This window comes from Cloacibacterium sp. DMC96, from assembly GCF_056313765.1.
The window spans coordinates 809,891-834,970 of sequence record NZ_JBQUZQ010000001.1; the positions used below are offsets into that span (position 1 = coordinate 809,891).

Consider the following 25,080-nt stretch of genomic DNA (forward strand, 5'->3'; position numbering starts at 1 on the left):
TTTTCAATGGCAAAAGCGTTGGCAAAAAAAAGATTGGGAGCGGAAGGCGGAATTTGGCGCCATAAAAAATATTATTTATCAATTATTTTGAGGTAAGTTTCCATGTCTTTATCGCCACGTCCGCTTAAACAAATCACTACTACATCGTCTTTTTGGAAGTTTTTTTTCTTCAGAACGTGTATTGCATGAGAGCTTTCCAAAGCAGGAATGATGCCTTCTAATTTGGTGAGTTCAAAAGCAGATTCTAGCGCTTCATCATCATCAATACTGAAAAATTCTGCACGATTATTTTTAAACAAATTCGCGTGAAAAGGCCCAATTCCTGGATAATCCAATCCCGCAGAAATAGAATGCGGCTCGATAACTTGTCCATCATTGGTTTGCATTACAATGCTTTTGCTGCCGTGCAAAACGCCAGTAGTTCCTAAAAAAGTTGTAGCGGCAGATTTCCCTGAATTTACACCAAAACCACCAGCTTCTGCTGCGATAATTTTTACACTTGGTTCATCTACAAAATGGTAGAAAGTTCCTGCAGCATTACTTCCGCCACCAACACAAGCGATAACGTAATCTGGGTTTTCTCTTCCGATTTTCTCTTTCAATTGCCATTTAATTTCCTCAGAAATTACACTCTGGAATCTCGCCACCAAATCAGGAAAAGGATGCGGACCAACTACACTTCCGATGATGTAATGCGTGGTAGTAGCGTTGTTAATCCAGTCTCTTAACGCTTCATTTACAGCATCTTTCAATGTTTTAGAACCCGAAGTTGCAGGAATTACAGTTGCGCCGAGCATTTTCATTCTGGCTACGTTGGGAGCTTGTCTTGCAATATCTACTTCGCCCATGTAAACGATGCATTCTAAATTCATCAAAGCGCAAGCCGTAGCAGTTGCAACGCCATGTTGACCAGCTCCTGTTTCGGCAATAATTCTCTTTTTTCCTAGTTTTTTGGCGAGAAGAACTTGTCCGAGAGCATTATTGATTTTATGCGCACCAGTGTGATTTAAGTCTTCGCGTTTTAGGTAAACTTTTGTGCCATATTTTTCGCTTAAATTTTTCGCAAAATAAAGTGGAGTAGCTCTTCCAACATAATCTTTCAATAAATCGTTGAGTTCTTTTTTAAACTCTTCAGATTCAATAATTTCTATATAATTTTGTTGAAGTTCTTCCACGTTTGGATAGAGCATTTCTGGAACAAATGCGCCTCCAAATTCTCCGTAATATCCGTTTTCGTCGGGATTTCTATATGTTGTCATTTCAATAATGATTTAAATGTTTTTATTTTTTCTAGGTTTTTAATTCCGGGTTCTGTCTCAAATTTTGAGTTGATGTCTAAAACTAAAGGTTTTTGATTTAAAATTTTTAAATTTTCTAGGTTTTCTAAAGAAATTCCACCACTCAAAAAATAAGGTATTGGAATTTCTATTTCGTTGAGAATTTGCCAATCAAAGGTTTTTCCTGTTCCGCCAAAAGCTTTGCTGTCTGTGTCGAACAATAGATTTGAGATTTGAGATTTGAGATTTGACATTTTTTTAATTTCGTTTTCAAAATTCTTTTTATCATCACCAATTCTAATTACCTTAATGATTTTAGTGTTTTCATTTAGCATTTGCCTTAACCTTTTTATAAATTCTTCATCTTCATCACCATGTAATTGGATGAAATTCAAATTGGATTTCTCTGAAATTTCCACAATTTTTTCAACCGTTTCATTTACAAAAACGCCTACTTTTCCTTGATGATTAATTTCTGAAATCTCTTCTAAACTCAATTGATTCAGGACAAATCTTGGTGATTTTTCGTAGAAAATAAAGCCTAAAAAATTGGTGTTCAAAGAAATTAATTCTTGAATTTGAGAGAGTTGTGTTAAACCACAAACTTTAAGTTGATAGTTGTTGGTTGATGGTTGTTGGCTCATTTTAATTTTAAAATTATCAAATTATCACATCAACAAATTCTTTGAATTTGTTTCCCGGATTTTCGTTTTTCATAAAATATTCTCCCATCAAGAAAGCATCAAATCCTTTTTCTTTCAAAAATTTAAAATCTTCCACTTTGTAAATTCCACTTTCTGCAACAGATAAAGTTCCTTTTGGAAGCAAGTTTTTCAAATTGACAGAATGTTGTAAATCTACCTTGAAATCTTTCAAATTTCGGTTGTTGATGCCGACCAAATCAATATTTGGATTGAAGTGTTCTAATTCTTCTTCGGTGTGAATTTCTAATAAAACCTCCAAATTCAATTCGTGTGCTAACGCAGTAAATTCTTGAACTTGAGCTGGAGAAAGACATGCTGCAATAAGTAAAACAACATCAGCACCAATAGATTTTGCTTCGTAGAATTGATATTCATCAACCATAAAATCTTTCCTTAAAATCGGGATATTTACAGAATTTCTCACACTCAAAATATCTTGGAAACTGCCTCCAAAAAAATCTTTATCTGTTAAAATTGAAATTCCACTTGCGCCAAATTCTTCATATTTTATTACAATTTCTAAAGGTGAAACTTTATCATTGATGATTCCCTTGCTTGGCGATTGTCTCTTGAATTCAGCAATAATTCCGTTTCTGGCTTTTACAGATTCTTTCAAAGAAAAAGTTTCTCTCTCGAAAAATTCAGAATTTTTCAGTTCCTCAACAGAGATTTTGCTTTTAGAGAAAGCAATTTCTTCCTTTTTTCGAGCTACTATTTTATCTAAAATATTCATTTTAAAGTTACATTTTATATACAATTTGAGCTTAAATTGTAACGAGTTTATTTAAACATTCTAGCGCTTTTCCACTTTCTAAACTCTCTTTTGCAGCTGCTAAGCTTGTCTCGTAGTTTTCATATTTTCCTGTGTTTTGAAGTGCTTTTGCAGCATTGGAAATAACTACAGCATTTTGTTCATAAGTTCCTTTTCCTTCCAAAACATTTTTGAAAATTTGTGCCGCTTCTTCCTTAGTATTTCCACCGAAAATAGTTTCTGCTTCTATATTTTTGAATCCTAATTCTTCAGCAGAAAAAATTTCCTCACCGTTTTTGTTGAAAATTTTACTGTCTCCTGTCAAAGAAATTTCGTCATAACCATCTAAAGCATGAACCAACATGAAATCTTCGTTGTTTTTTTGTAAAATATATTGATACAATCTTGCGATTTCTAAGCTGTAAACGCCAATCATAGAAAATTTAGGTTTTGCAGGATTTACCAATGGTCCTAAAAGATTAAAAAACGTTCTCAAGCCAAGACCTTTTCTCAAAGGAGCAACGGTTTTTAATGCTGGGTGAAAAAGCGGAGCGTGAAGAAAACAGATGTTTGCTTTATCTAGATCTTTCTTTAAATCTTCCTGATTATCTTTGAACTGATAGCCCAATTCTTCTAAAACGTTAGAAGCTCCAGAAATAGTAGAAGCGCCATAATTCCCTTGTTTAGCTACTTTTTGCCCGGTTCCAGCCACAATAAAACTTGCCAAAGTTGAAATGTTGAACGTGTTTTTTCCATCGCCACCAGTTCCTACAATGTCCACTAAATCATCTGTTCCTAAATCAATAGGTTTTGCCAACTGCAACAGAGCTTCGCGGAAGCCTTGCATTTCTTCCAGTGTAATGCTACGCATCATAAAAACCGTGATAAAGGCAGAAACTTCTGTTTCGTTGAATTTATTTTGTGCAATTTCAATCATTATTGCCTTTGCTTCGGCTTTGGTCAAAGTTTGATGATTGAAAAGGTATTGTAAAATTTGTTTCATTTTAATTTTTCAAAAAATTGATTAAAATTTCTCTTCCTTTTGGAGTTAAAATACTTTCAGGGTGATATTGAACCGCGTGAACATCATATTCTTTGTGTTTTAGGCTCATAATCATTCCAGAATCATCTACAGAGGTAATTTCTAATTCTTCTGGGAAATCGTCAGGATTCACAGCCCAAGAATGATAACGCCCAACTTCTAAAACTTCAGGTAAATTTTCTAAAATTTTATGAGGTTTTACCTGTTTGGCTTCGGTGGCAACACCGTGGTAGATTTCTGAAAGATTAATGAGACTTCCGCCAAATGCTTCGGCAATCGCTTGTTGACCAAGACAAACTCCGAAAATAGATTTAGTAGGTGCATATTTTTTAATCACGTCTAATAAAATACCTGCTTCCTCAGGAATTCCAGGACCTGGAGAAAGAATGATTTTATCATATTTATTGATGTCTTCTAAATGAATTTCGTCATTTCTGAAGACATCTACTTTTTCGCCCAAAATTTGTTCTACAATTTGAACGAGATTGTAGGTAAAACTATCGTAATTATCGAAAACTAAAACTTTCATAATTTTTCTGCTTTTTTAACTGCCATTTTCAAGGCATTTAGTTTGTTATTTACTTCTTGCAACTCATTTTCTGCGGAAGATTTGGCTACAATTCCAGCGCCAGCCTGATAGAAAAGCGTATTATTTTTGCTTAAAAATGTTCTAATCATAATGGCTTGGTTGCAACTTCCGTCAAAGCCTACAAAACCAATACAACCGCCATAATAACCGCGAGAAGTTTTTTCGTAAGCATCGATGAGTTCAAGAGCTTTATATTTTGGAGCGCCACTTAATGTTCCCTGCGGAAAAGTAGTCGCAATCATTTCATAAGGATTGGTTTTTTCGTCTAATTCTGCGGTGACTTCTGAAACCATGTGTATGACGTGAGAAAACAATTGAATTTCTTTCAGTTTAGAAACCGTTACATTTTTTCCTAATTTGCTTAAATCGTTTCTGGCTAAATCTACCAACATAGTATGTTCTGCGTTTTCTTTCGGGTCTTTTTTTAGGGTTTCTACCGATTGTAAGTCCTTTTCAGTATCGCCAGTTCTGCGAAAAGTTCCTGCAATAGGGTGAATTACGGCTTTATGATTTTGAATAATCAACTGGCTTTCTGGACTTGAGCCCATTAATTTATAATCGCCATAATCAAAGAAAAATAGGTAGGGAGAAGGATTGATATTTCTCAATGCTCTGTAAACATTGAACTCATCTCCTCTAAATTTTTGCTCAAATCTTCTGCTTAAAACCAATTGGAAAACATCTCCACGGAAACAGTGTTTCTTTGCTAATTCTACCAAATCTCTGTATTCTTCATCACTTAAATTAGAGGTTTCTTCGTCTATTTTTTCGAAAGGGTAGAGTGCAACGTCTTTATCTTGAATGATACTCTCAATTTCTGAAATATCAGATTTTAAACCATCAATTTTATTTTCGATGAGGAACATTTCATCATTAAAATGATTAATAGCAATCACATATTGATAAAATCTGTAACGTAAAATAGGGATTTCTACTTCCTTGCTTTGAGGTTTGAATTGGATGGTTTCAAAAAACTGAACGGCATCAAAACTGGTGTAACCAAATAAACCTTGAGCCATTTTTTCAACTGGTTTTTTTACCTTTTCGCAATCAAAACTTTTGGAAAAATTTTCTAAATATTCAGTGATATTGAAATTTTCTGGAATTTGATATTTTTCTGGAGCGGTTAATGGAAATTTCACTTCCATTTCCTGTAGATTTTTAATTTCTACTCCTGCAATCGCATTGATAGCGATGTAAGAAAAACTGTTGTTATTTACATTGTGGTCGGCACTTTCCAGTAGAATGGTATCTCTGAATTTATCTCTGAGTTTCAGATAAATTCCCATCGCTGTATGAAGGTCTCCCATCAATGATTTAGAGGTGGTTTTGATTCTAAGTTTTGAGTTTTGCATATATTTTAAGAGATATTTTTAAAAAGTTTTTAAATAAAAAAAGACTTCAACGGTATAATCGCTGAAGTCTTCTCATGAAATGAATTTTATTTTAGTATAGATTCAAAGCATAGCAGTATTACCTTAGACTCAGCGTAGAGTATAAGTGCCACCACCAATTTTTGTTGCTATTCATTTTCATTGGGGCAAATTTATAAAAGTTTTTGAAATAAAAAAATCCTAAACTAAAAAAGTTTAGGATTTATTATTGATAACAAATTTGTTTTACATTATTTTACTTGATCTACAACAGCTTTGAAAGCTTCTGGATGATTCATTGCAAGGTCTGCAAGAACTTTTCTGTTTAGCTCGATGTTGTTCTTTTTAAGAGCTCCCATAAATTGAGAGTAAGACATTCCGTGCTCTCTAGTTCCAGCGTTAATTCTGGTAATCCAAAGGCCTCTGAAGCTTCTTTTCTTCTCTTTTCTACCGCGGTAAGCATATTGCATTGCTTTTTCTACGGCATTTTTAGCTACAGTCCAAACATTTTTTCTTCTACCGAAAAAACCTTTAGCCTGCTTTAAAACTTTTTTTCTGCGCGCTCTAGACGCTACAGCGTTTACTGATCTTGGCATAATTTAAATTTTTTGTTTTTTTGAAAAGGGCGGAACTGCGTTTAAAGTTCTCTTATAGGCACCGTTTCAGGGTTAACTTTTAATGAATTTTTTAGGAATTCTTATAAACCGAATATTGATTTATAAAAACTACTTAATTGCTAATTGGCGAAGAACGCTTTTCTCATCCACAGTAGCAACGTAAGAAGTTTGCGTAAGATTTCTCTTTTGCTTCGTTTCTTTTTTAGTTAAGATGTGGCTTTTGTAAGCATTTTTTCTTTTGATCTTACCTGTACCAGTAAGAGCAAAACGCTTTTTAGCACCTGATTTCGTTTTTAATTTTGGCATTGTTTTGCTTTTTATGTATTTGTTATCAATGAGTTTGCAAAATTATAAAAATTTATAATACTCTGCAATACTATAATCAAGAGATTTCAGAGGAGAAATCCCTTGATGTAAAATTATTTTTATTAAAGATTATTTAGCCGCTTTTTTAGGGCTCATCATCATAATCATTCTCTTACCTTCCAGTTTAGGCATTTGGTCTACTTTTCCTACGTGTTCTAGCTCTTGAGCGAGTCTTAGAAGTAAGATTTCACCTTGATCTTTGAAGATAATAGAACGTCCTTTGAAGAAAACATACGTTTTCAATTTAGAGCCTTCTTCTAAAAATTTCTCGGCATGTTTTTTCTTGAACTCGAAATCATGATCGTCTGTTTGAGGTCCGAATCTGATTTCTTTAACTACAACTTTTACTTGCTTAGCCTTGAGTTCCTTTTGTTTTTTCTTTTGTTCGTAAAGAAATTTTTTGTATTCAAGAACTCTACAGATATAAGGTTCTGCTTTATCTGAAATAACGACTAAATCAAGATCTTGTTCCTGAGCAATTGCAATAGCTCTTGCTAAAGGATACACTCCTGGTTCTACATTATCTCCTACTAAACGAACTTCCTTTGCACGGATTTTTTCGTTAATTTGATGTAAGTCTTCTTGTACAGGGCGACGCATTGGTCCTCTTCCTCTGTTGTTAAATTTCTGTGCTATAGTTGTATAATTTTAAAGTTAATTCTTTGTTGTAAGCTTTTTTAGCTTTTTTAAATTTTTGCCGCTTCTTTGAAATAGGTTACGAAATCTTCTAATTTCATTACTCCTAAATCGCCCTCTCCACGTCTTCTTACAGAAATGGTGCCGTTCTGTTCTTCATTTTCTCCTACGACTAACATAAACGGAATTTTCTTCAATTCTGCATCACGAATTTTCTTACCTGTTTTTTCGTTTCTATCGTCAATTAGACCGCTAATATCGTGATTTTCTAATAATTGTGAAACTTTTTTAGCATAATCTACATATTTTTCAGAAATAGGCAGAATGATAAATTGGTCTGGACTTAACCAAAGAGGGAAGTCTCCTGCAGTGTTTTCTAGTAAAATGGCAATGAAACGTTCCATAGAACCAAATGGTGCTCTGTGAATCATCACTGGTCTGTGTTTTTCATTGTCATTACCAGTGTACCAAAGATCAAATCTCTCTGGTAGATTGTAATCTACTTGAATAGTTCCTAATTGCCAACTTCTGCCTAAAGCATCTTTTACCATGAAGTCTAATTTAGGACCATAGAAAGCTGCTTCGCCGTATTCTACAATGGTTTTAAGACCTTTATTTTGTGCAGCAGTGATAATTGCAGTTTCTGCTTTTTCCCAGTTTTCTTCTGAGCCAATGTATTTTGATCTGTTTTCTTTGTCTCTAAGTGAAACTTGAGTCACGAAATCTTCGAATCCTAGGCTTCTGAAAACGTAAAGAACCAAATCAATTACCGCTTCAAATTCGGTTAATAATTGGTCTGGAGTACAAAATAAGTGTGCATCATCTTGAGTGAAACCTCTTACTCTGGTTAAACCATGTAATTCACCAGATTGCTCGTATCTATAAACCGTTCCGAATTCTGCATATCTCTTTGGTAAATCTTTATAAGACCATTGAGAAGTTTTATAAATCTCGCAGTGATGAGGGCAGTTCATTGGTTTTAAGAAAAATTCTTCACCTTCGTTTGGCGTTTTAATCGATTGGAAAGAATCTGCTCCATATTTCTCATAGTGCCCAGAAGTTTTGTACAATTCAATATTCCCAATATGAGGAGTCATTACAAACTCATAACCGCCTTTTTTCTGTGCTTCTGAAAGGAAATTTTCTAATTTTTTTCTCAGTGCAGTTCCTTTTGGCAACCAAAGTGGTAAACCAGCACCTACTTTTTCAGAAAATGCGAAGATTCCTAGTTCTTTTCCAAGTTTTCTGTGGTCTCTTCTTTTTGCTTCTTCTAATCTTTCTAGATATTCTGTCAATTCTTTTTGTTTAGGGAAAGAAATTCCGTAAACTCTAGTTAATTGCTTGTTTTTTTCGTCTCCTCTCCAATATGCTCCTGCTGCATTAAGAATTTTTACAGCTTTTACGATACCAGTACTTGGAATATGACCACCTCTACAAAGGTCTGTGAAGTTATCATGAGTACAGAAAGTGATTTCGCCGTCTTGTAAATTTTCGATTAATTCAGTTTTGTAAGGATTGTCTGCATATTCTTTCAGTGCATCTGCTTTTGAAACCGAATAAAGATTGAAAGTCGCATCTTTTTTAGCGTTTTCGAGCATTTTTTTCTCGATTTTTTCAAAATCTTTTTCAGAAAGTGATTCATCACCGAAATCTACATCATAATAAAACCCGTTTTCAATCGCAGGACCAATAGTTAATTTAGCATTTGGATAAAAATCTAAAATAGATTGAGCCAAAATGTGTGCTGAAGAATGCCAAAAAGCTTTCTTTCCTAAATCATCATTCCAGGTGAGCAACGTAAGCGTAGCATCTTCTTTAATTGGCGTCGTGACTTCTACTTGTTTGCCGTTTACCACAGCAGAAATAGTGTTTCTAGCCAAACCTTCAGAGATAGATTTTGCAACTTCTAGAGGTGTAACTACACCTTCAAACTCACGAATGCTTCCGTCTGGAAGAGTAATTTTAATCATTTTGGAATCCTAATTTTAATAATGTGCAAAAATAAGGATTTTTTTTGATGTTTCTTAAATTCAAAGATAATATTAGAACTTAAAATAGAAAACCGAAGAAATTACTCTTCGGTTTTATTTTGTTCGGTATTGTCGGTTCTGCCATCTTGGTGAAGTTTAGAAGTTTTTTTGACTTGTTTTTCTTCAACTTTAGAAGCACCTTCTAATCTTGGAGTTTGAGGCAAATTAGGAAAATCTTGATTTTGTTTTGCGTTTTGCGCGTTATTTTCTGCGGTATTTTTTCTTTTATCTTTTTTCATGATTTTTGAATTTTTAAGTTATTCAAAATTCTGAAAAATTCTAAGGAAATCTGTTATACAATATTGTGAAAAGTTTTTAGAATTTAGACAAATCAAAGCTTTGCGTTTCGTCTACGATTTCATAATTCAATGCTTTCGCTAAAACGAAAATTTCATTCAGATTTGTCATTAATTGTTTTCTGCCTTCAGTTCTCAACTTGTTTTGGTCAACGGTTTTTTCGGCGTTTTTTCTAGCATTATTGGTTATTCTTTTGAAATCTTCTTCGGAAAAACGGTCGAAAAATGAATCGTCAAGCGAAGTGATTTCCGCATCAGTAAAAATCTTGATGTCAGCATTTGGTATTTCTTTGATAATCAGTTTTTTATCAGCAGAATCTACCTCGATTTTCATTTTTTTCAAATCATAAGTTACTTGCGCTTTTGCTTTGGTGAAAATCACGATTTCTTTTTCACTAGAAGGTAAACCTTTGATTCCGAAAAGTTGATTGGTGATTTTGGTTTTTTGCAAGTTTGAAAAATCTTGTTCTATCACCACCATTTTATTCATTTTAGAAATTTGGTTGGTGAGCACATAGTAATCTGTAGAAACTTGGTCATCATTTTTGCCCATATTTCTAAAAAAATAAACGAGCAATAAAGTAAGGATTACACCTAAGGTAAAACCAACGATTTGTTTAATGTAATTCATTATTTTTTGATAATGTTCAATAAATCTTTTTCAATAAAACCAGTTTCTGGTTCTTCGGTTATTCTACCAATTTCCTTGCCATATTTTTCTACGATAATGGTAGGAACGTGCGTAATGTTATATTTTACTTCTTCGCCATCTGGAGCTTGTTTCTGTCTGTTTACCCCAATGATTTGGAGTTTGCTTTCAGGGAATTTTGTTTCTTCTAGAATTTTCATCAGTCTAGGGAAATTTCTTTTGCTGTCTCCGCACCAAGTTCCTAGAAATACGATGATATTATATGAATTGATTTTTTCTTTCTTTAAACCTTCAAGAGCGGTTTTATCGATAGGATAGATGGTATAATTTTCGTCATACCAAGCTTTATAAGGTTCTTTTTGAAATTGATCCAAAGATTGGCTTCCTAGAAGCATTTTTCCGTATTCTGGAGTGTCAATTTCTCTATTGATGATTACTTTTTGAGCGCAAGAATTAAGTGCCATACCTAAAATAATTAATGTGATTATTTTTTTCATTTTTTTCAAAATTATGTGTTTATTTTTCTAATATACTTTTGAGATTTGCACTAGAATAGTACTTATTTTTTAAAACTTTATTGTCTGAAACTCTGTGTACATTATATTTGTCTCCAGACATTTCGTAATAAGCTTCTTCTCCTCTTGAAGTGTAATATTCTACGGTTTCTTGGGCTTGTTCTTCTGTTTCACAAGCTTTTGACATGTTAGAACGCTGTACTTCATTAAACAAATCTACAAATTTTTCGCCTAAACCAAATTCAAGAACCGCGCCAGAAAGTACATACTGTAAATCGCAAAGAGCATCTGCAATTTCTACGATGTCTTGGTCTTCAATGGCTTGTTTCAGTTCGTTTAATTCTTCCTGAAGTAAAGCTATTCTTAGGTTACATCTTTCTGCAGAAGGAATCTGTGGATTTTCTAAAATGGGTGCGTTAAAGGTTCTGTGAAATTCTGCAACTTGGTTTAAACTGTCTATTTTTTCCATTTAATTTTTATGATTTTTTATCTATTAATTTAAAACTTCTTTTAAGCATAATTGGAGTAGAAAGAGTGGTGAGAACTCCCATAATTACTAGAATGGAGAAGACTTCAGCGTTAATGAGTCCTGCTTTGTAAGCAATATTTGCAATCACTAATTCCATGATTCCTCTTGCATTGAGACCAATCCCAAGTGTAAGTGAATTTTTGCTGTCTAAACCAGCCATTCTTCCTCCAAAATAGCCTCCAAAAATTTTAGAAAAATATGAAACGGCAATTACGGTGAGTAAAAGTCCAATGTTTTGAATAGAAGTCACATTAAATTCTAAGCCAATTCCTGCAAAGAAAATTGGTGCTAAAAATCCCATTGCTAAACCATTTGTTGTTTTATGAAAGGATTCCAAATGTTTTTTGCCCACTAAATTTTCGCTGATGAGCATCGCTGCAAAAAATGCTCCGATGATAAAATGAAGTCCTAAAGATTCTGTAATGGTAGAAAAAGTAAGTACAAAAACAAAAAATATAGCATAAAGTGATTCTTTTCCTTTTAATAAAAGCAGTAATTTATTCAATTGTCTTTCGAAGTAATTCTCTCGATTAGACAATTTCTTAATTAAATAATAAGCAGCGAATAAAATCACTACAAAAATGGTTAGTTTTAATAGAGAAATTGAAGCGTTTTTTACCACATTAGAAAGGGTCATTTCGCTGTCATTGATATTCAGAATAAGTCCTAAAATGGTAAGTGCAATGACGTCGTCAAAAATGGCAACCGATATGATTTTCTGACCAATATAAGAGTTGATTTTTCCTAAATCCATTAAAATTCTAATACTTACAGGTAATGCAGTGATGGCTACACATAATCCTATAAATACGGTGGTCATAATGTCTTTGTCAAAATAATAACCTACGGCAATTCCACTTAGAATTGGTACAAAAAACGCCATCAATGAAATGATGATATTTCTGCCTTTTAAAGATTTTAAAATGTCATCTAAGTTGATTTCCAATCCGGCAATAATTACTAAAAGGAAAATTCCCAATTCTGAAATGACTTTGATGTCTTCTGTTCTGTGAACAATGTTTAAAAGTGAAGGACCTACAATAATTCCGGCTATAATTTCGCCAATCATAGCAGGTTGTTTGAATCTTTCAAAAATTTCACCAAAAACTTTTGCTACCACTAACAGAATAAGCAAATTGGTGAAAAAAGGAAGTTCAAAATGAGGCATGTTAAAATCCATAGTTTTCTCTTAATTTTTGACAAAAATATAATTTAAAATCGATAAATAAATAAAGGCAACTAAATTTTAGTTGCCTTTATGATTAAATTTAATGAATGATTTTATTCTTTGATGAAAATCTTAGAAACTTGGTCTATTTTTAGGATATAATTTCCTTTTGGAAGACCATTAACATGAATGGTGTCATTCGTAAGTTTTCCTTTTTGAACTAATTTTCCAGAGAAATCAATGATTTCGTAGTTAGTGTTGTTTTTTACGTTTTTCACCATCATCACATCTCCTTTTACAGGATTTGGAAGAATTACTACATCTGTAGGATTTAATGTAGTGTCTTTCACACCTAGTGCACTTGCAGGATTTACAATTCCTAGATTATCACAATTAGGAACTGTAGTTGTAATAGCAAGAACGTCCCATTCTGATGGAGTATATACAGGATTTGGAATAATTACATTTCTTCTTAAATCCGTATCTTTTGCAAAATTAGTAGTTCCGTTAAATGTTCCTACTACGTCTATTAAAGTTCCATTCTTAAATAAAGCAACTGGATCATCTCCGTTGAAATCTATTGGAGCCCCTACAACGCTTTGTGCTGTAAACGTACATGAAGATAATGAAGATAAAGAATTTTTAAGTAAAAATGTAGATTTAGGATTTATGGTTCCTGATAAATTTAACTCAAAACTCCAAGCTCCAGATCCATTTGATTGCTTTTTGATAGAATATCCACTTAAAGAAATTGCAGAAAGAGTAGGATTGGTAATTTCTAATACTTTATTATTGCTTGTACCTTCGTAATATTCTGAAATGTAAAGTTCTGTAGCGGCAGGAGCAGCTAAAGTGGTTACAGAAACTGCATTGCTTAATGGAGAAACATTTCCTGAATCATCTTTTGCTTTTACGGTAAAAATATAAGTAGTAGATGCGCTAAGTCCATTTACTGTGTAAGGAGAGTTATTTACGGTAGCGATTAACGCTCCATCTTTGTAAATTTCATAAGCGGTTACGCCAATATTATCAGTAGCTCCTGTAAATGTTAAAGTTGTAGAAACATTTGTAGTTCCAGAAGGTGACAGTGAAGGAGCTGTAGGAGCCTCTGTATCTGGAGCTAATGTCGTAACTGTAACAGCGTTGCTGCTTACAGAAATATTATTAGAAGCATCTTTTGCTTTTACCGTGAAAACATAACTTGTAGAAGCGGATAATCCTGTTACTGTGTAAGGAGAAGTGGTAGAATTTGCAACCAAAGTTCCATCTTTGTAAATATCATAACTAGCCACTGCTACGTTGTCAGTAGCTCCTGTCCAAGATAATGTAGTCTTTGTAGAAGTTGTATTATTTGCTGATAAGGTAGGAGCTGTAGGAACTTCAGTGTCTGGTGCAGTAACAGAAAAGTTAGCAGTGTTAACATTGAAGAAAACATTTCCAGATGCTTTTACCATAAATCTACAAGTATTACTTGTAACGCTAGGAATGGTAACGCTTTGTGAGCCATCATTAGGAGTCCCGGTAATTAGAGTAGACCAAGTGTTTCCTGAGTCTGTAGAAAGTAATATGTCTACATTTGCAGCAAGTGTATTGGTATTGGCTACATTCCAAGTTACATTTTGACTTGAACCTTGAGGATAAGAGATTCCTGTAGCGTTCTGTGAGGTTACCGTTAATGGACCATAACTAGAATTTACAGTTACTACCATATCGTCATAAGCATTTCCTGCGCCATTAGCTTTATTATCTCTCGCTGTAAATCTAAATTTTAAAGTTCTGCTTACAGATGGTAAAACTTCTACGTTAAGTTCTAGACCAGCAGTTGTAGTTGCGCCATTTAGAACAGAGCTCATTTTAGGAAAATATCTAACAGGAGATGTTGTAGGGCTGTAAGATCTAAAAGCAGGGCCAGTAGTTTTGGTTGCCGAAGGGTTAGATGTTGTAGAATTTTGAACATCCATCTGTTCCCATGTGTAGGTAAGTGCATCTCCGTTTGAGTCAGAAGCACTACCTGTTAGCATAAAAGGAGTACTTTTTGGAATGGTAAAATCAGCTCCAGCATTTGCAGTAGGAGCGTTATTTCCAGTAGGAGTATTTACCGAGCAGCTTCCACTTGTACTTTTTACATATTCTGTAATTTGTTGAATAGATACAGCATGAAAATAAGGATCTGAATGCGCTTGTACATCTTCTGTAGTGATACCTGCATATCCCATAATTGTAGAGCCGCTTCCAGGTTCTACTTGAGCAATCGTGTATTCTTCAGAATCTGTAAAAGTGTGGTTTCCGCCAAATTGGTGTCCTATTTCGTGTGCTACATAATCTATATCGAAACTGTCGCCAGAAGGTACATTATCTGCTGGTGAAGTAAATCCTTGACCTTTATACCAATACCATTGTTCAGTAGCATCATAAGTAGTGCTGTTATTACAAACGCAACCGATACATCCTGCATTTCCACCACCACCACTTGCTCCGAATAAGTGACCAATATCAAATTTACTGTCACCAATTCCGTAAGTGGTACCATGTAATACATTCATTAATTCTGTATTCCAAGCGCCATCTGCTCCAGCAGTTGCATTAGAGTACGGATCAGAAGAGGCAGAAGTAAATATAATGTTTTCCTGTTCTGGAATAAGAACTAATCTTATCCCAAAATCATTCTCGAAAACACCATTTACTCTAGTCATGGTGTTATTCATTGCTGCAAGAGCAAGAGCTTTAGTTCCACCAAAATATTGTGTGTATTCTCCAGTACAAGATAAAGCTAAACGATAAGTTCTCAATAAGCCATCATCTGCACTAAGGATTTTTCCCATTTTTAGACCATCGGTAGAACTTTTTGCAGAAGTAGCGCATTCAAATTTATTTTTTGAAATTCCTTTGTCAGATTTTTTATATACTACATAAGTAGAATTGTTATTATCATAAGGTTCTACAAAAACTGCTTCCTTGCCAAGTCTTAACTGCATAGACGAAAGTCCAAGAGGAGAAAGGCTGAAGTAAATTTTTGCAGATTTTCCATCAATGCTTTCACCATAATAGGTTGCGATTTCTGGATGTGCAGCTTCTAATTCTGGTGAGAAGTTAGAAGTTTTATAAATGCTGAAATTTTGAAATTCACTTTCAGAAATGGGAAACGAAACGGTAACCGCAGATTTTGAAAGTTTGGTTGTTTTTCTAGGGGATTCCGAAATAATTTGTTTCAGTTTATCTACGTCTAGATTAAACAGAGTGGGTGTGCTAATTGCTCTTTTGTTTGCCTTAATTTCTTTGTTGTTTAGATTCTTTGCGGGTGTCCACAAGTTGTCTTTTTGTCCAAAAATTAAAGTAAAACAAAGAAGAGCAAAAAGAGATAGTAGTGTCTTCTTCATAGTTAATTTTTTAAAAAGGACAACAAAGCTAGTAAATATCAATTAATTACCTGCGGTTAAATTAATAAATTTTTAAAAAGTTAATATTTGTGTTAAATTTAATTCATAAAAAAGCCATACTTAAAAAGTATGGCATGATACATTGAATTTATTTTTCTATCTGGTAATTTCTCTACCAATTACTAATCTTTGGATTTCAGAAGTTCCTTCTCCTATGGTACAAAGTTTAGAATCTCTGTAGTATTTTTCCGCTGGGAAGTCTTTAGTATAGCCATAGCCACCAAAAATCTGAAGAGCGTTGTTCGCGATTCTAACACAAGCTTCTGATGCGTAAAGTTTTGCCATTGCGCCTTCTTTGGTCATTTTTTGTTTATTATTTTTAAGTTCTGATGCTCTTTGGATGAGTAATTCTGCTGCGTCAATTTCTGTTGCCATATCAGCTAACATAAAATTTACCGCTTGGAAATTAGAAATAGATTTCCCAAATTGATGTCTTTCTTGAGCATATTTCAGAGCGGCTTTATATGCACCTCTTGCAATTCCTAAACTCAGTGCTGCAATAGAAATTCTACCTCCATCAAGAATTTTCATAGCTTGTTTAAAACCATCACCTACTTCTCCTAATCTATGAGAATCTGGAATTCTAACATTGTCAAAAATCAATTCTGCAGTTTCAGAAGCTCGCATTCCGAGTTTATTTTCTTTTTTGCCAGAAGTAAATCCAGGCATTCCTTTTTCTAAAACAAAAGCAGTAGAATTATTAGGTGCTCCTTTTTCGCCAGTTCTGGTCATTACTACAGCAATGTCTCCAGAAATAGCATGGGTAATGAAGTTTTTAGCACCATTAATCACCCATTCGTCACCATCTTTAACAGCAGTGGTAGACATTCCTCCTGCATCAGAACCTGTATTATGCTCTGTTAAACCCCAAGCTCCAATCACTTGACCACTCGCTAATTTTGGTAACCATTTTTTTCTTTGTTCTTCATTTCCAAATTCATAGATATGATTAGTACAAAGTGAATTATGAGCAGCTACAGAAAGACCAATAGAAGGGTCTACTTGTGAAATTTCATCTAAAATAGCTACGTATTCATGATAGCCTAGTCCAGAACCTCCGTATTCTTCTGGAATGATGATTCCCATGAATCCCATTTCGCCTAATTTATGGAATAAATCTACAGGGAAAGTTTGGCTTTCGTCCCATTCCATAATGTGAGGTCTAATGTTTACTTCTGCAAAATCTCTTGCAGTTTCGGCTATCATTTTGAGATTATTTAATATTTCTGTATTCATAAATTTTTGTTTGCTCAAATATAATTGAAAAACTTTAGGCGTAAAAGTATTTTTTTGAATCAAATTTAAAAAAAGAGATATTTATCATGCTAATTTTTAACCTTTTGATTTTCAGTTTTCAACTCCTATTACTTATTTTTTATGTTAAATAATGTAGTATCTTTGTAGACCCTATAAAATCGAAATGAAGAAGTTTTTACTATTTTTATTTATCGTGCCAATAAGTTATTGTGCACAGATTCCTGTTGGTTATTATAACGGAACTGAAGGATTAACTGGCTATGCACTAAAAAGTAAAGTGCATGAAATTATTTCACAAAAAATATTTTCTTACAGTTATAGTCAAATAGGACCACTGTATGCTTATACAGATTTAGATAAATATTATGAAAATGACAATACCGTTTTAGATATTTATTCTGAAAAACCAACGGAAGCAGACAGTTATAATTATAATTTAACACAGAATATAAGTTCTGCAACAGCTGAAGGTGAAGGTTGGAATAAGGAACACGGAATGCCTCAAAGTACTTATTATGGAATTTATCCTATGTATTCTGATATGCATTATTTAATTCCTGCTGATGCTAGAATTAACCAATTAAGAAGTAACTATCCGTATGCAAGAAATAATGGCGAATCTAATGTTTTCAGCAATGGTTCAAAAAGAGGTAAAAGTACTACTCCTGGCTACAGTAATTTAGTGTATGAACCCATAGATGAATTCAAAGGAGATGTGGCGAGATATTTATTGTATTTTGCAGTAAGATACGAAGGAAATCTGAACCTTTATAATCATCAAATATCTACTATGCCTCTTGATGGAAGCGAAGAAAAAGCTTTTGAAGATTGGTATATCACTATGCTAAAAGATTGGAATGCACTAGACCCTGTTTCTCAGAAAGAAAGAGATAGAAATAATGCAGTGTTTTCTATTCAAAAAATAAGAAATCCTTTTATAGACCATCCAGAATGGGTAAATATGATTTGGAGTGAAACACCAGATGCAGTTGCTCCACAAGCTCCTTCTAATTTGTCGATTTCGCAAGTAGGCAAGAATTTTGTTACCCTTTCGTGGACGCCAAGTTCAGATACAGATGTATTAGGATATAAAGTTTATGTAAATGGAACTTATGTAAAATATTCTAAAACCAATTCGGTTACCATTGATAGATTATCTCCTTCTACAGCATATAATGTGACTGTAAAAGCTTATGATAAAGGATATTTACTTTCTCCAGATAGCAATCAAATTACTGCAACTACTTTGTCATCAGATAATTTTGCTAAAGATTTAATGATTACCAAATATATAGAAGGTACTACAAGTAGTACTTCTGACATATATAATACCGCTATTGAAATTACTAATCTTACTGGTCACGATGTGAATTTAGGCAACTATTATTTAAATATAGAATTTAAAGGTTCTACATCTTATTATTTATCAGATCCTTATCAATTAGAAGGGAAAATTGCTCACGGTGAAAGTATTGTGATTATTAATCCTAAATCTAATTTTGCAGGAGTAGATGTTAATCAATATAAATTTGTGACCAATTCCACACCATTAACCTTTACGGGAAGTCAATATGTAGAACTTTCTTACGGTACTAAAACCATAAAAACTGTTTCTACCAATAATTATGAAATGTTATTTGAAACGGTAGATGCTGTAGGTTCAAGAGGAATTTCTAATACGAATGCTAATAAATCACTTTACAGAAATGTTAATGTGAATAATCCTAATACTACTTTTACTGCTTCTGAATGGACAGAATACGGAATGAATTATGCAACAGGATTAGGAAGTTTCTTAGCTACAAATGAACCTGAAAAAGTAGATTTAGCATTTGCAATTTATCCAAATCCAGTTTCTGAAAAGCTTTATATAAGCGGTAAAAATCTTTCTAAAGTTTCAAAAGTAGAAGTGTATGATATTTCAGGAAAACTTCTACAAATTATTCCAAAAGCTTTTGCGACAGAAAACTTTATAGATGTTTCCTCGTATAAAGCCGGAGTGTATATTATAGCAATTGACGGGGTTTCTTACAAGTTTATTAAAAAATAATTCATTTAAAATATCATTTAAAAACCATCCATTTTTTGGGTGGTTTTTTTATTGTTTATAAAAAATACGTAATCCAACGTATTGAATTTATAGAAAAAGATGATGAATTTTGGCAAGGTTTAAATACCCACAAACACAACCTCTAAAAACACAAACAGATGAAAACAAAAAAAACTCTTTTATTAGTGATGCTATTATTTTGGGCCGTCTTACCAGCCCAAAGAGTAGGTATTAATACGTCGGATCCTAAAGCTACACTAGAAATCAAATCTTCAGACCCTCTAAATCCTTCTGCTTCTGATGGTTTCTTAGTTCCTAAAGTAGAAAAACTTAATTTAAATTTAACTGCCGATCAAGATGGAATGATTCTTTTTTTATTAAAAGATTGGGTAGATACAAGTGTTACACCTAATATTGTTTACACGGCAGGTCTCTATACTTGGGATTGGAATTACACTACATTAACGGGAACTTGGTTGAAATTATTAGCCTCTAAATCTACAACTAAAGCAATTACTGTTTTCAGATCATTATCTTCAGGTAAAATAGCAATTGGTGATGTTGGGGGTTCAGGTAGAAGTGATGGAACAAATTTTACCGCTTTACCTGGAAATGATAACATTTTAAAGGCAACTTTAGTTAAAACCGTAAGCCAAACAGAATATTTTAAAATTCATATGACTACCCCTTTAGAAAGTGCAGCTTATCTAACCATTGTTACCTTAGAATCTAAAGGAATAGAAGGAGATTTATCAAACAACAACAGTACGATACTTAATGATAGTAATTGTTTTGTACCAGGCACAGCAGATTTTAAGAACGGAAGCTTCATCGTAGGAGTTAAATGTTCTGGTGGTACAAACAATTTAGTTTTGAACATCTTAGTTTTCGACTTATATAAAGGAGAATAAAGATTGTTTTTATTGGTTTTGATTAGAGAATAGTCGTGAAGTTTCTATTGCGGCTATTCTTTTTGGTCTGATTTTTGTTACAATCTGTTGATTTATTATGTCATGAAAAAGATTATTCTGTTATTATTTGGATTTACTTTTAATATATATTTTACACAATCATTCACTACAATTCATCCATTTTTTGATGATTTGAAAACTATTTTTGATAAAAAAAATGATAGTGTCAAAAAAGATTCGGTAGATGAAACTCAAGCTTATTTAGAAGACGTTACAAGAAATTTCTCATCCAAGTCTGGCAACGCTATCACGCTAAGTTCTTTTCCTAAGGTGTCGTCTAATTTTATTTTAGGAAGTGATGCTACTGGTTGGTCTTATCTCGATACATCTACACAGATTTCTGTTGATAAAAACCAAAATACAGCTCTAATTGAAGTGGATGGAGCTGCCCAAATTGATAATTTAACTAAAGAATCTCCTTATCAATTTGCGATAGGAATTTTTATAGATGATGAATTGAAATTAGTGAAAAATTTTCATGTAGATGCCTCAGAAAAGAAGTGCAACTTCAAGAAATTTAATATAGCAGGAGTTTTTGAAAATCTTACACCTGGAAGTCATGTAGTAAAAGTATATGCTTATAATTTGCCAAAATTGTCTAACAATTATTCTAATATTACTTATGGTGGCGCTGCTTCTACTTCATGTAATAATTTAAATGAAGAGATGGCGAGAATATTCCTCACTGCGCAAATTGCAGAGTAATTATTTCAGATACAATCGCATTTTAGCCTCATCTTCAGGTTTTGCTTTCATCTTTTCAAAAATGGTAGATTCTTTTAGGAAACTTATTCTGTAATAGATGATTTTATTGGCATAATATCTGAAATAAGGATGGTTTTTCAACCAATCTTCTGGAGCATCTAATAAACTAAACTTTTGAACATTCATATTATTTAGCGGAGAGACATTGATAAGTTTCTCCGCTAAATTTTTGTCAATATTATACGTTTCTAAAATCTGACTGCTTTTCACAAATCCACCCAGTTTATTTCTAAAACCAATGAAACTAGCAGCAGATTTTTCGTCGAAACCAAATTCTATTAGTTGCTGAAACGTTATTTTATTCAAATCAGTTTTACTAAAATCAGTAACTGTTATTGCTTTTTCAGGAGGGTTTTGAATGGTGTTTTCAGTGTTTTTTTGCACAGAATTCCATTTAATATAAGGCTTCAAATCATTAAATTTTTCCTCTGAAATCACAAAGCATTTTTTTATATCTTCTAGCGATTTGAAACTGCCTTTCAGATTTCGTTCTCTATAATTTACAATAACTGAAGCTTGTTTTTTGCTAAAACCCAATTTTTGCCAACCGTTTACATCTAAACTGTTAGGGTCAAATTCAAAGTACTGAATTTTAGGCTTTTCGGAAGCAATTTTTTGGTATTTTCTTTCAAAATTTTCGGGTGTTTTTTCTGGAATAAGCAAGAAAGGAGAGAGTTTTTGGTAATTTTCTGGACTGATGATGAAGCATTCTTTAAATTTTTCTTTACTCACAAAACTTCCGCCTAAATATTGCTTGTATTTAATGATTGCAGCAGCTTGTTTCTCCGAAAAACCTAATTTTGCCCAATCTTTTTGAGAATATTCGTCTGGATTGAATTTACCTTTAATTAGGAGCTCTTTATGCTCAAATTTTGTAAAATTTTTCTGTGAATTTTTAGAATTATTTTCGGGTAAAAGAATGTAGGGTTCTAGTTCTGCAAACTTTTCTTCGGAGATAGAATAGCATTTTTTCAGTTGTTCTTTAGAAGTGAAATTACCGCCTACAATTTCTTTATATTTTAAAATAGTTTTCACTTGTTTGGCAGTAAAACCTAAGTTTTCCCATTGCTTTTCATTGAGCTGATTTGGGTCAAAATCTGTAAGAAAAAGTTGAGGTTCAATGCTATTTGTAAAATGAATTTCAGGGAATTTTGTTTCTTGTTTTCCTTTGTAAACAAGATAGCTTAATTGAAATATGACAATGAAAATTCCGAGTAAAGAAAGAGCATAGAATTGCTTTTTCCTTATTTCAAAAGGTAATTTGGGTTTCATGGTGTTTGTTTTACCCAAATATAAGAATTTTCAGAAAAACTAAATGAAATTTTTAAACGGCTTCGTCTCTGTCAAGTAAAGAATTTTTGAGTTTCAAAAGTTCAGATTTTACAAATTCTAAACGGTCTAAAACTTCTACCGTTTCATTGATTTTTTGATTGGTAGTAAGTGCAATTCTGGCGCCGTCTAAAGTATAACCCTTTTCTTTTACGAGATGATAAATGATTTTAAGATTTTTGATGTCTTCTGGAGTAAAATAACGGTTTCCTTTTTTGTTTTTCTTAGGTTTTATAATAGGAAATTCTTGCTCCCAATATCTGATTAAGGAAGCATTTACACCGAAAGCTTTTGAAACTTCTCCTATAGAATAGTATAATTTGTCTGGTAAATTGAGTTTCATAGTCTATAAAATCGAATTTCAAAGATAGAAATTTTTTTGTTTTAAAGCGCTATCGTAACTTGCCAAGAAATTTAAATCTCATGTTTAAAAAAATCACTGCACTTTTCTTTGCTTTCTTACTGATTGTAAATTGTTCTTCAAAAAAATCCATAATATCAAATGATTTGGTTCAAGAAAATGCAGAAATAGAGCTTGTTTCCAGCCAATTTAGTTTTACAGAAGGTCCTGCTTCTGATGCGTTTGGAAATGTTTATTTTACAGACCAACCGAATGACAAAATTTACGTTTGGAACTGGAAAACCAATCAAATTGAAGAATTTCTAGATAAAACAGGAAGAGCTAACGGAACTTTTTTTGACCAAAAAGGAAATTTACTGACGTGTTCTGATGAAAACGGAGAAATTTGGAAAATCAACGAAGATGGAGTAGCAGAAGTGTTAACCACCAGTTTTGAAGGCAAAAGATTAAACGGTCCTAATGATTTATGGGTTGATGAAAACAACGGAATTTACTTTACAGACCCTTTATATGTGAGAGATTATTGGAAAAGTTTCAAACAAGAAATTCCTGAAAAAAACTTGTATTACAGAAATTCTGATGGTAAAATTACCAAATTAGATACTTTCACTCAACCCAATGGAATTGTAGGAAGTCAGAAATTTAAAAAATTGTACGTTTCTGATATTGATGCTAATAAAACTTATGTGTATGACATTCAAGGAGATGGGAAATTGACAAATAAAAAATTATTTTGCAATTTAGGTTCAGATGGAATGACTTTAGATAATAGAGGAAACCTTTATTTAACTGGAAAAGGAGTGACGGTTTTTAATAAAAATGGAGAACAAATTCATCATATTTCTGTGCCAGAAAATTGGACGGCAAATGTAACTTTCGGTGGCGAAAATTTCTCTACTCTGTTTATAACTGCTTCTAAATCAGTTTACACGCTAAAAATGAATGTTTCAGGAATAAAATAATAAACGAAATAAAAATGCCAAAGAAATTTATCTTTGGCATTTATTTTAATAAGCGATTTCCATTTTTATTTTCTTGCCTTTCAGCTTTTCGTTGGCGAGTTTTTTTAGAACATCTTTCACTTTATTTCGGGCAACTGCTACATAAGAAGTGGTGTCTTTTACTTCAATAATACCGACATCTTCTTTGGCTAATTCTCCTTTTTTGATAAGGTAACCAACAATATCTACTTTGTTGACTTTGTCTTTTTTTCCTGCGCTTATGTAAATAGTTTGGAAAGGAGTTTTTGCCGGAATTCTGTAATTTTCAGTAATGTTTTCTTCTGGCGTATTTCCTTTAATGAAAGGGAAGTTTTCTTCCTCAGTCATAATTAAATACGCAAAACCTTTGGCGTGCATTCTTGCAGTTCTTCCGTTTCTGTGGATGAAAGCGTCTTCTTTTGGAGGTAATTGATAATGAACAATAGATTCTACTTCTGGAATATCTAAACCTCTGGAAGCCAAATCTGTAGTAATTAAAATTCGGGTAGAGTCGTTTCTGAATTTCAGCAAAGCGCGTTCTCTTTCGTCTTGTTCCATACCACCGTGAAAGGTTTCTCTATCGATTCCTTTTTCCCTTAAAAGTTCAGAAATTCTATCCACAGCATCTCTGTGATTGCAGAAAATTAGCGTTCTTTTGTTCCCGATTTTGCAAATGAGTTTAAAAAGTGTTTCCAGTTTTTCTTCTGGAATCGTCATCACTTTTTTGAGTTGAATATTAGGTTTTACTTCGCCTAATTTTAAAAAGTTGATAGTCTTTTCGTTGTCTAATCCTACAAATTTCGGAATATTATCCATCGCAGTTGCAGAAGTAAGAAAACGTTGAGATATATTTTTTAAAGAATTGATAATGAAATTCATATCTTCTTCAAAGCCCAATTCTAAAGCTTTGTCAAATTCATCTAAAACCAAAGTTTTAATGGTTTTGGGCTCGAAATTATTATTTTTGAGATGATAAGCAACTCTTCCTGGAGTTCCTATTAAAACAGCAGGAGCTTGGGTAAGATTATTGATTTCAATTTTTTTATCATGACCGCCATAACAAATAGTCACCTTGAAATCGGTTCCCATATTTTTGAAAACTTGTTCTATTTGCAGTGCCAATTCTCTTGCCGGAACCAGAATAATCGCTTGAATTCCCGAAATATCTTTTTGTAAATTTCTAAGCACAGGAAACAAAAACGCGAGCGTTTTTCCCGAACCTGTTGGGGAAAGTAAAATGATATCTTGTTCGTTTTCAGATGCTTGAAAGGTAGATTTCTGCATTTGATTCATTTCTTGAATCTGCAGTTTTTCATAAATTGGTTGTAATTCCATTTTGCAAATTTAAGGTAAAGGTTTGGGTTTATCAGAAACTTATTGATAATGCA

The 25,080-nt window shown here is 33.0% G+C and carries 24 protein-coding genes; 4 read left to right on the top strand and 20 right to left on the bottom strand.

The genetic code is table 11. The features are described from left to right. Positions 1-71: 71 nt before the first annotated feature. The 17 genes from trpB to ACT53I_RS03680 all read right to left on the bottom strand — a co-directional run bounded on the left by trpB (position 72) and on the right by ACT53I_RS03680 (position 17,215). Positions 72-1,259 (bottom strand): tryptophan synthase subunit beta, encoded by a 1,188-nt coding sequence (gene trpB / locus ACT53I_RS03600; RefSeq protein ID WP_476078464.1) that lies wholly within the window; start codon positions 1,257-1,259, stop codon positions 72-74. Then, positions 1,256-1,921 (bottom strand): phosphoribosylanthranilate isomerase, encoded by a 666-nt coding sequence (locus ACT53I_RS03605; protein ID WP_476078465.1) that lies wholly within the window; start codon positions 1,919-1,921, stop codon positions 1,256-1,258. The genes trpB and ACT53I_RS03605 overlap by 4 nt, the downstream gene beginning before the upstream one ends. Positions 1,922-1,937: 16 nt before the next feature. Next, on the bottom strand, positions 1,938-2,714 hold the full coding sequence (trpC, locus tag ACT53I_RS03610; RefSeq protein WP_476078466.1) for an indole-3-glycerol phosphate synthase TrpC: 777 nt from the start codon (positions 2,712-2,714) through the stop codon (positions 1,938-1,940). Positions 2,715-2,745: 31 nt separating this feature from the next. Next, on the bottom strand, positions 2,746-3,735 hold the full coding sequence (trpD, locus tag ACT53I_RS03615; protein ID WP_476078467.1) for an anthranilate phosphoribosyltransferase: 990 nt from the start codon (positions 3,733-3,735) through the stop codon (positions 2,746-2,748). Between the two features lies 1 nt (position 3,736). Further along, on the bottom strand, positions 3,737-4,303 hold the full coding sequence (locus ACT53I_RS03620) for an anthranilate synthase component II (protein ID WP_476078468.1): 567 nt from the start codon (positions 4,301-4,303) through the stop codon (positions 3,737-3,739). After that, positions 4,300-5,718 carry an anthranilate synthase component I family protein gene (locus tag ACT53I_RS03625; protein WP_476078469.1) on the bottom strand — a complete coding sequence of 473 codons (1,419 nt, stop codon included), beginning with the start codon at positions 5,716-5,718 and terminating at the stop codon, positions 4,300-4,302. Before ACT53I_RS03625 ends, ACT53I_RS03620 begins: the two co-directional genes overlap by 4 nt. Positions 5,719-5,987: 269 nt before the next feature. Continuing rightward, positions 5,988-6,332 carry a 50S ribosomal protein L20 gene (rplT, locus tag ACT53I_RS03630; RefSeq protein WP_069799160.1) on the bottom strand — a complete coding sequence of 115 codons (345 nt, stop codon included), beginning with the start codon at positions 6,330-6,332 and terminating at the stop codon, positions 5,988-5,990. Positions 6,333-6,461: 129 nt separating this feature from the next. Beyond that, positions 6,462-6,659: a 50S ribosomal protein L35 gene (rpmI, locus tag ACT53I_RS03635; protein ID WP_069799163.1), complete on the bottom strand. Its 198-nt coding sequence runs from the start codon at positions 6,657-6,659 to the stop codon at positions 6,462-6,464. A gap of 129 nt (positions 6,660-6,788) precedes the next feature. Then, complete coding sequence (infC, locus tag ACT53I_RS03640; protein WP_069799165.1) at positions 6,789-7,319, bottom strand: translation initiation factor IF-3; 531 nt, start codon at positions 7,317-7,319, stop codon at positions 6,789-6,791. A gap of 86 nt (positions 7,320-7,405) precedes the next feature. Continuing rightward, positions 7,406-9,325 carry a threonine--tRNA ligase gene (gene thrS / locus ACT53I_RS03645; RefSeq protein WP_476078470.1) on the bottom strand — a complete coding sequence of 640 codons (1,920 nt, stop codon included), beginning with the start codon at positions 9,323-9,325 and terminating at the stop codon, positions 7,406-7,408. A 101-nt stretch (positions 9,326-9,426) separates the two neighbouring features. Further along, positions 9,427-9,624 (bottom strand): hypothetical protein, encoded by a 198-nt coding sequence (locus tag ACT53I_RS03650; RefSeq protein ID WP_476078471.1) that lies wholly within the window; start codon positions 9,622-9,624, stop codon positions 9,427-9,429. Between the two features lie 76 nt (positions 9,625-9,700). Beyond that, on the bottom strand, positions 9,701-10,312 hold the full coding sequence (locus ACT53I_RS03655) for a DUF4230 domain-containing protein (protein WP_476078472.1): 612 nt from the start codon (positions 10,310-10,312) through the stop codon (positions 9,701-9,703). Then, positions 10,312-10,827: a TlpA family protein disulfide reductase gene (locus tag ACT53I_RS03660; RefSeq protein WP_213189039.1), complete on the bottom strand. Its 516-nt coding sequence runs from the start codon at positions 10,825-10,827 to the stop codon at positions 10,312-10,314. Before ACT53I_RS03660 ends, ACT53I_RS03655 begins: the two co-directional genes overlap by 1 nt. 19 nt (positions 10,828-10,846) lie before the next feature. Beyond that, positions 10,847-11,314 (bottom strand): pyrophosphohydrolase domain-containing protein, encoded by a 468-nt coding sequence (locus ACT53I_RS03665; protein ID WP_476078473.1) that lies wholly within the window; start codon positions 11,312-11,314, stop codon positions 10,847-10,849. A gap of 7 nt (positions 11,315-11,321) precedes the next feature. Beyond that, positions 11,322-12,554: a cation:proton antiporter gene (locus ACT53I_RS03670; RefSeq protein WP_476078474.1), complete on the bottom strand. Its 1,233-nt coding sequence runs from the start codon at positions 12,552-12,554 to the stop codon at positions 11,322-11,324. A gap of 101 nt (positions 12,555-12,655) precedes the next feature. Further along, the gene (locus tag ACT53I_RS03675) at positions 12,656-15,919 is read right to left on the bottom strand and encodes a reprolysin-like metallopeptidase (protein ID WP_476078475.1); all 3,264 of its coding nucleotides are present in this window, start codon (positions 15,917-15,919) and stop codon (positions 12,656-12,658) included. 156 nt (positions 15,920-16,075) lie between these two features. Next, positions 16,076-17,215, bottom strand: coding sequence for an acyl-CoA dehydrogenase family protein (locus ACT53I_RS03680; RefSeq protein WP_476078476.1), 1,140 nt, complete (start codon positions 17,213-17,215; stop codon positions 16,076-16,078). Positions 17,216-17,399: 184 nt separating this feature from the next. Between ACT53I_RS03680 and ACT53I_RS03685 the strand changes: the two genes are divergently transcribed. From ACT53I_RS03685 to ACT53I_RS03695, 3 genes are all read left to right on the top strand, one after another. Then, positions 17,400-19,286: an endonuclease gene (locus ACT53I_RS03685; protein ID WP_476078477.1), complete on the top strand. Its 1,887-nt coding sequence runs from the start codon at positions 17,400-17,402 to the stop codon at positions 19,284-19,286. A 158-nt stretch (positions 19,287-19,444) separates the two neighbouring features. Continuing rightward, positions 19,445-20,197: a hypothetical protein gene (locus ACT53I_RS03690; RefSeq protein ID WP_476078478.1), complete on the top strand. Its 753-nt coding sequence runs from the start codon at positions 19,445-19,447 to the stop codon at positions 20,195-20,197. Positions 20,198-20,299: 102 nt separating this feature from the next. After that, positions 20,300-20,962 carry a hypothetical protein gene (locus ACT53I_RS03695; RefSeq protein ID WP_476078479.1) on the top strand — a complete coding sequence of 221 codons (663 nt, stop codon included), beginning with the start codon at positions 20,300-20,302 and terminating at the stop codon, positions 20,960-20,962. Here ACT53I_RS03695 and ACT53I_RS03700 read toward each other — a convergent pair whose 3' ends face one another. Both ACT53I_RS03700 and ACT53I_RS03705 read right to left on the bottom strand, forming a co-directional pair. After that, positions 20,963-22,294, bottom strand: coding sequence for a helix-hairpin-helix domain-containing protein (locus ACT53I_RS03700; protein WP_476078480.1), 1,332 nt, complete (start codon positions 22,292-22,294; stop codon positions 20,963-20,965). A gap of 52 nt (positions 22,295-22,346) precedes the next feature. Beyond that, on the bottom strand, positions 22,347-22,694 hold the full coding sequence (locus ACT53I_RS03705; RefSeq protein ID WP_069799204.1) for a MerR family transcriptional regulator: 348 nt from the start codon (positions 22,692-22,694) through the stop codon (positions 22,347-22,349). Positions 22,695-22,774: 80 nt separating this feature from the next. On the opposite strand from ACT53I_RS03705, the gene ACT53I_RS03710 reads away from it, so the two are divergent. Then, positions 22,775-23,674: an SMP-30/gluconolactonase/LRE family protein gene (locus tag ACT53I_RS03710; RefSeq protein WP_476078481.1), complete on the top strand. Its 900-nt coding sequence runs from the start codon at positions 22,775-22,777 to the stop codon at positions 23,672-23,674. Between the two features lie 45 nt (positions 23,675-23,719). Here ACT53I_RS03710 and ACT53I_RS03715 read toward each other — a convergent pair whose 3' ends face one another. Beyond that, a complete protein-coding gene (locus tag ACT53I_RS03715) occupies positions 23,720-25,027 on the bottom strand; it encodes a DEAD/DEAH box helicase (protein ID WP_476078482.1) in 1,308 nt (435 codons plus the stop codon). Between the last annotated feature and the right edge of the window lie 53 nt (positions 25,028-25,080).

What these genes read in the sequence shown, in the direction of transcription:
- trpB (WP_476078464.1), bottom strand. Translation starts at nt 1,259, where the DNA reads ATGACAACATATAGAAATCCCGACGAAAACGGATATTACGGAGAATTT.
- ACT53I_RS03605 (WP_476078465.1), bottom strand. Translation starts at nt 1,921, where the DNA reads ATGAGCCAACAACCATCAACCAACAACTATCAACTTAAAGTTTGTGGT.
- trpC (WP_476078466.1), bottom strand. Translation starts at nt 2,714, where the DNA reads ATGAATATTTTAGATAAAATAGTAGCTCGAAAAAAGGAAGAAATTGCT.
- trpD (WP_476078467.1), bottom strand. Translation starts at nt 3,735, where the DNA reads ATGAAACAAATTTTACAATACCTTTTCAATCATCAAACTTTGACCAAA.
- ACT53I_RS03620 (WP_476078468.1), bottom strand. Translation starts at nt 4,303, where the DNA reads ATGAAAGTTTTAGTTTTCGATAATTACGATAGTTTTACCTACAATCTC.
- ACT53I_RS03625 (WP_476078469.1), bottom strand. Translation starts at nt 5,718, where the DNA reads ATGCAAAACTCAAAACTTAGAATCAAAACCACCTCTAAATCATTGATG.
- rplT (WP_069799160.1), bottom strand. Translation starts at nt 6,332, where the DNA reads ATGCCAAGATCAGTAAACGCTGTAGCGTCTAGAGCGCGCAGAAAAAAA.
- rpmI (WP_069799163.1), bottom strand. Translation starts at nt 6,659, where the DNA reads ATGCCAAAATTAAAAACGAAATCAGGTGCTAAAAAGCGTTTTGCTCTT.
- infC (WP_069799165.1), bottom strand. Translation starts at nt 7,319, where the DNA reads ATGCGTCGCCCTGTACAAGAAGACTTACATCAAATTAACGAAAAAATC.
- thrS (WP_476078470.1), bottom strand. Translation starts at nt 9,325, where the DNA reads ATGATTAAAATTACTCTTCCAGACGGAAGCATTCGTGAGTTTGAAGGT.
- ACT53I_RS03650 (WP_476078471.1), bottom strand. Translation starts at nt 9,624, where the DNA reads ATGAAAAAAGATAAAAGAAAAAATACCGCAGAAAATAACGCGCAAAAC.
- ACT53I_RS03655 (WP_476078472.1), bottom strand. Translation starts at nt 10,312, where the DNA reads ATGAATTACATTAAACAAATCGTTGGTTTTACCTTAGGTGTAATCCTT.
- ACT53I_RS03660 (WP_213189039.1), bottom strand. Translation starts at nt 10,827, where the DNA reads ATGAAAAAAATAATCACATTAATTATTTTAGGTATGGCACTTAATTCT.
- ACT53I_RS03665 (WP_476078473.1), bottom strand. Translation starts at nt 11,314, where the DNA reads ATGGAAAAAATAGACAGTTTAAACCAAGTTGCAGAATTTCACAGAACC.
- ACT53I_RS03670 (WP_476078474.1), bottom strand. Translation starts at nt 12,554, where the DNA reads ATGGATTTTAACATGCCTCATTTTGAACTTCCTTTTTTCACCAATTTG.
- ACT53I_RS03675 (WP_476078475.1), bottom strand. Translation starts at nt 15,919, where the DNA reads ATGAAGAAGACACTACTATCTCTTTTTGCTCTTCTTTGTTTTACTTTA.
- ACT53I_RS03680 (WP_476078476.1), bottom strand. Translation starts at nt 17,215, where the DNA reads ATGAATACAGAAATATTAAATAATCTCAAAATGATAGCCGAAACTGCA.
- ACT53I_RS03685 (WP_476078477.1), top strand. Translation starts at nt 17,400, where the DNA reads ATGAAGAAGTTTTTACTATTTTTATTTATCGTGCCAATAAGTTATTGT.
- ACT53I_RS03690 (WP_476078478.1), top strand. Translation starts at nt 19,445, where the DNA reads ATGAAAACAAAAAAAACTCTTTTATTAGTGATGCTATTATTTTGGGCC.
- ACT53I_RS03695 (WP_476078479.1), top strand. Translation starts at nt 20,300, where the DNA reads ATGAAAAAGATTATTCTGTTATTATTTGGATTTACTTTTAATATATAT.
- ACT53I_RS03700 (WP_476078480.1), bottom strand. Translation starts at nt 22,294, where the DNA reads ATGAAACCCAAATTACCTTTTGAAATAAGGAAAAAGCAATTCTATGCT.
- ACT53I_RS03705 (WP_069799204.1), bottom strand. Translation starts at nt 22,694, where the DNA reads ATGAAACTCAATTTACCAGACAAATTATACTATTCTATAGGAGAAGTT.
- ACT53I_RS03710 (WP_476078481.1), top strand. Translation starts at nt 22,775, where the DNA reads ATGTTTAAAAAAATCACTGCACTTTTCTTTGCTTTCTTACTGATTGTA.
- ACT53I_RS03715 (WP_476078482.1), bottom strand. Translation starts at nt 25,027, where the DNA reads ATGGAATTACAACCAATTTATGAAAAACTGCAGATTCAAGAAATGAAT.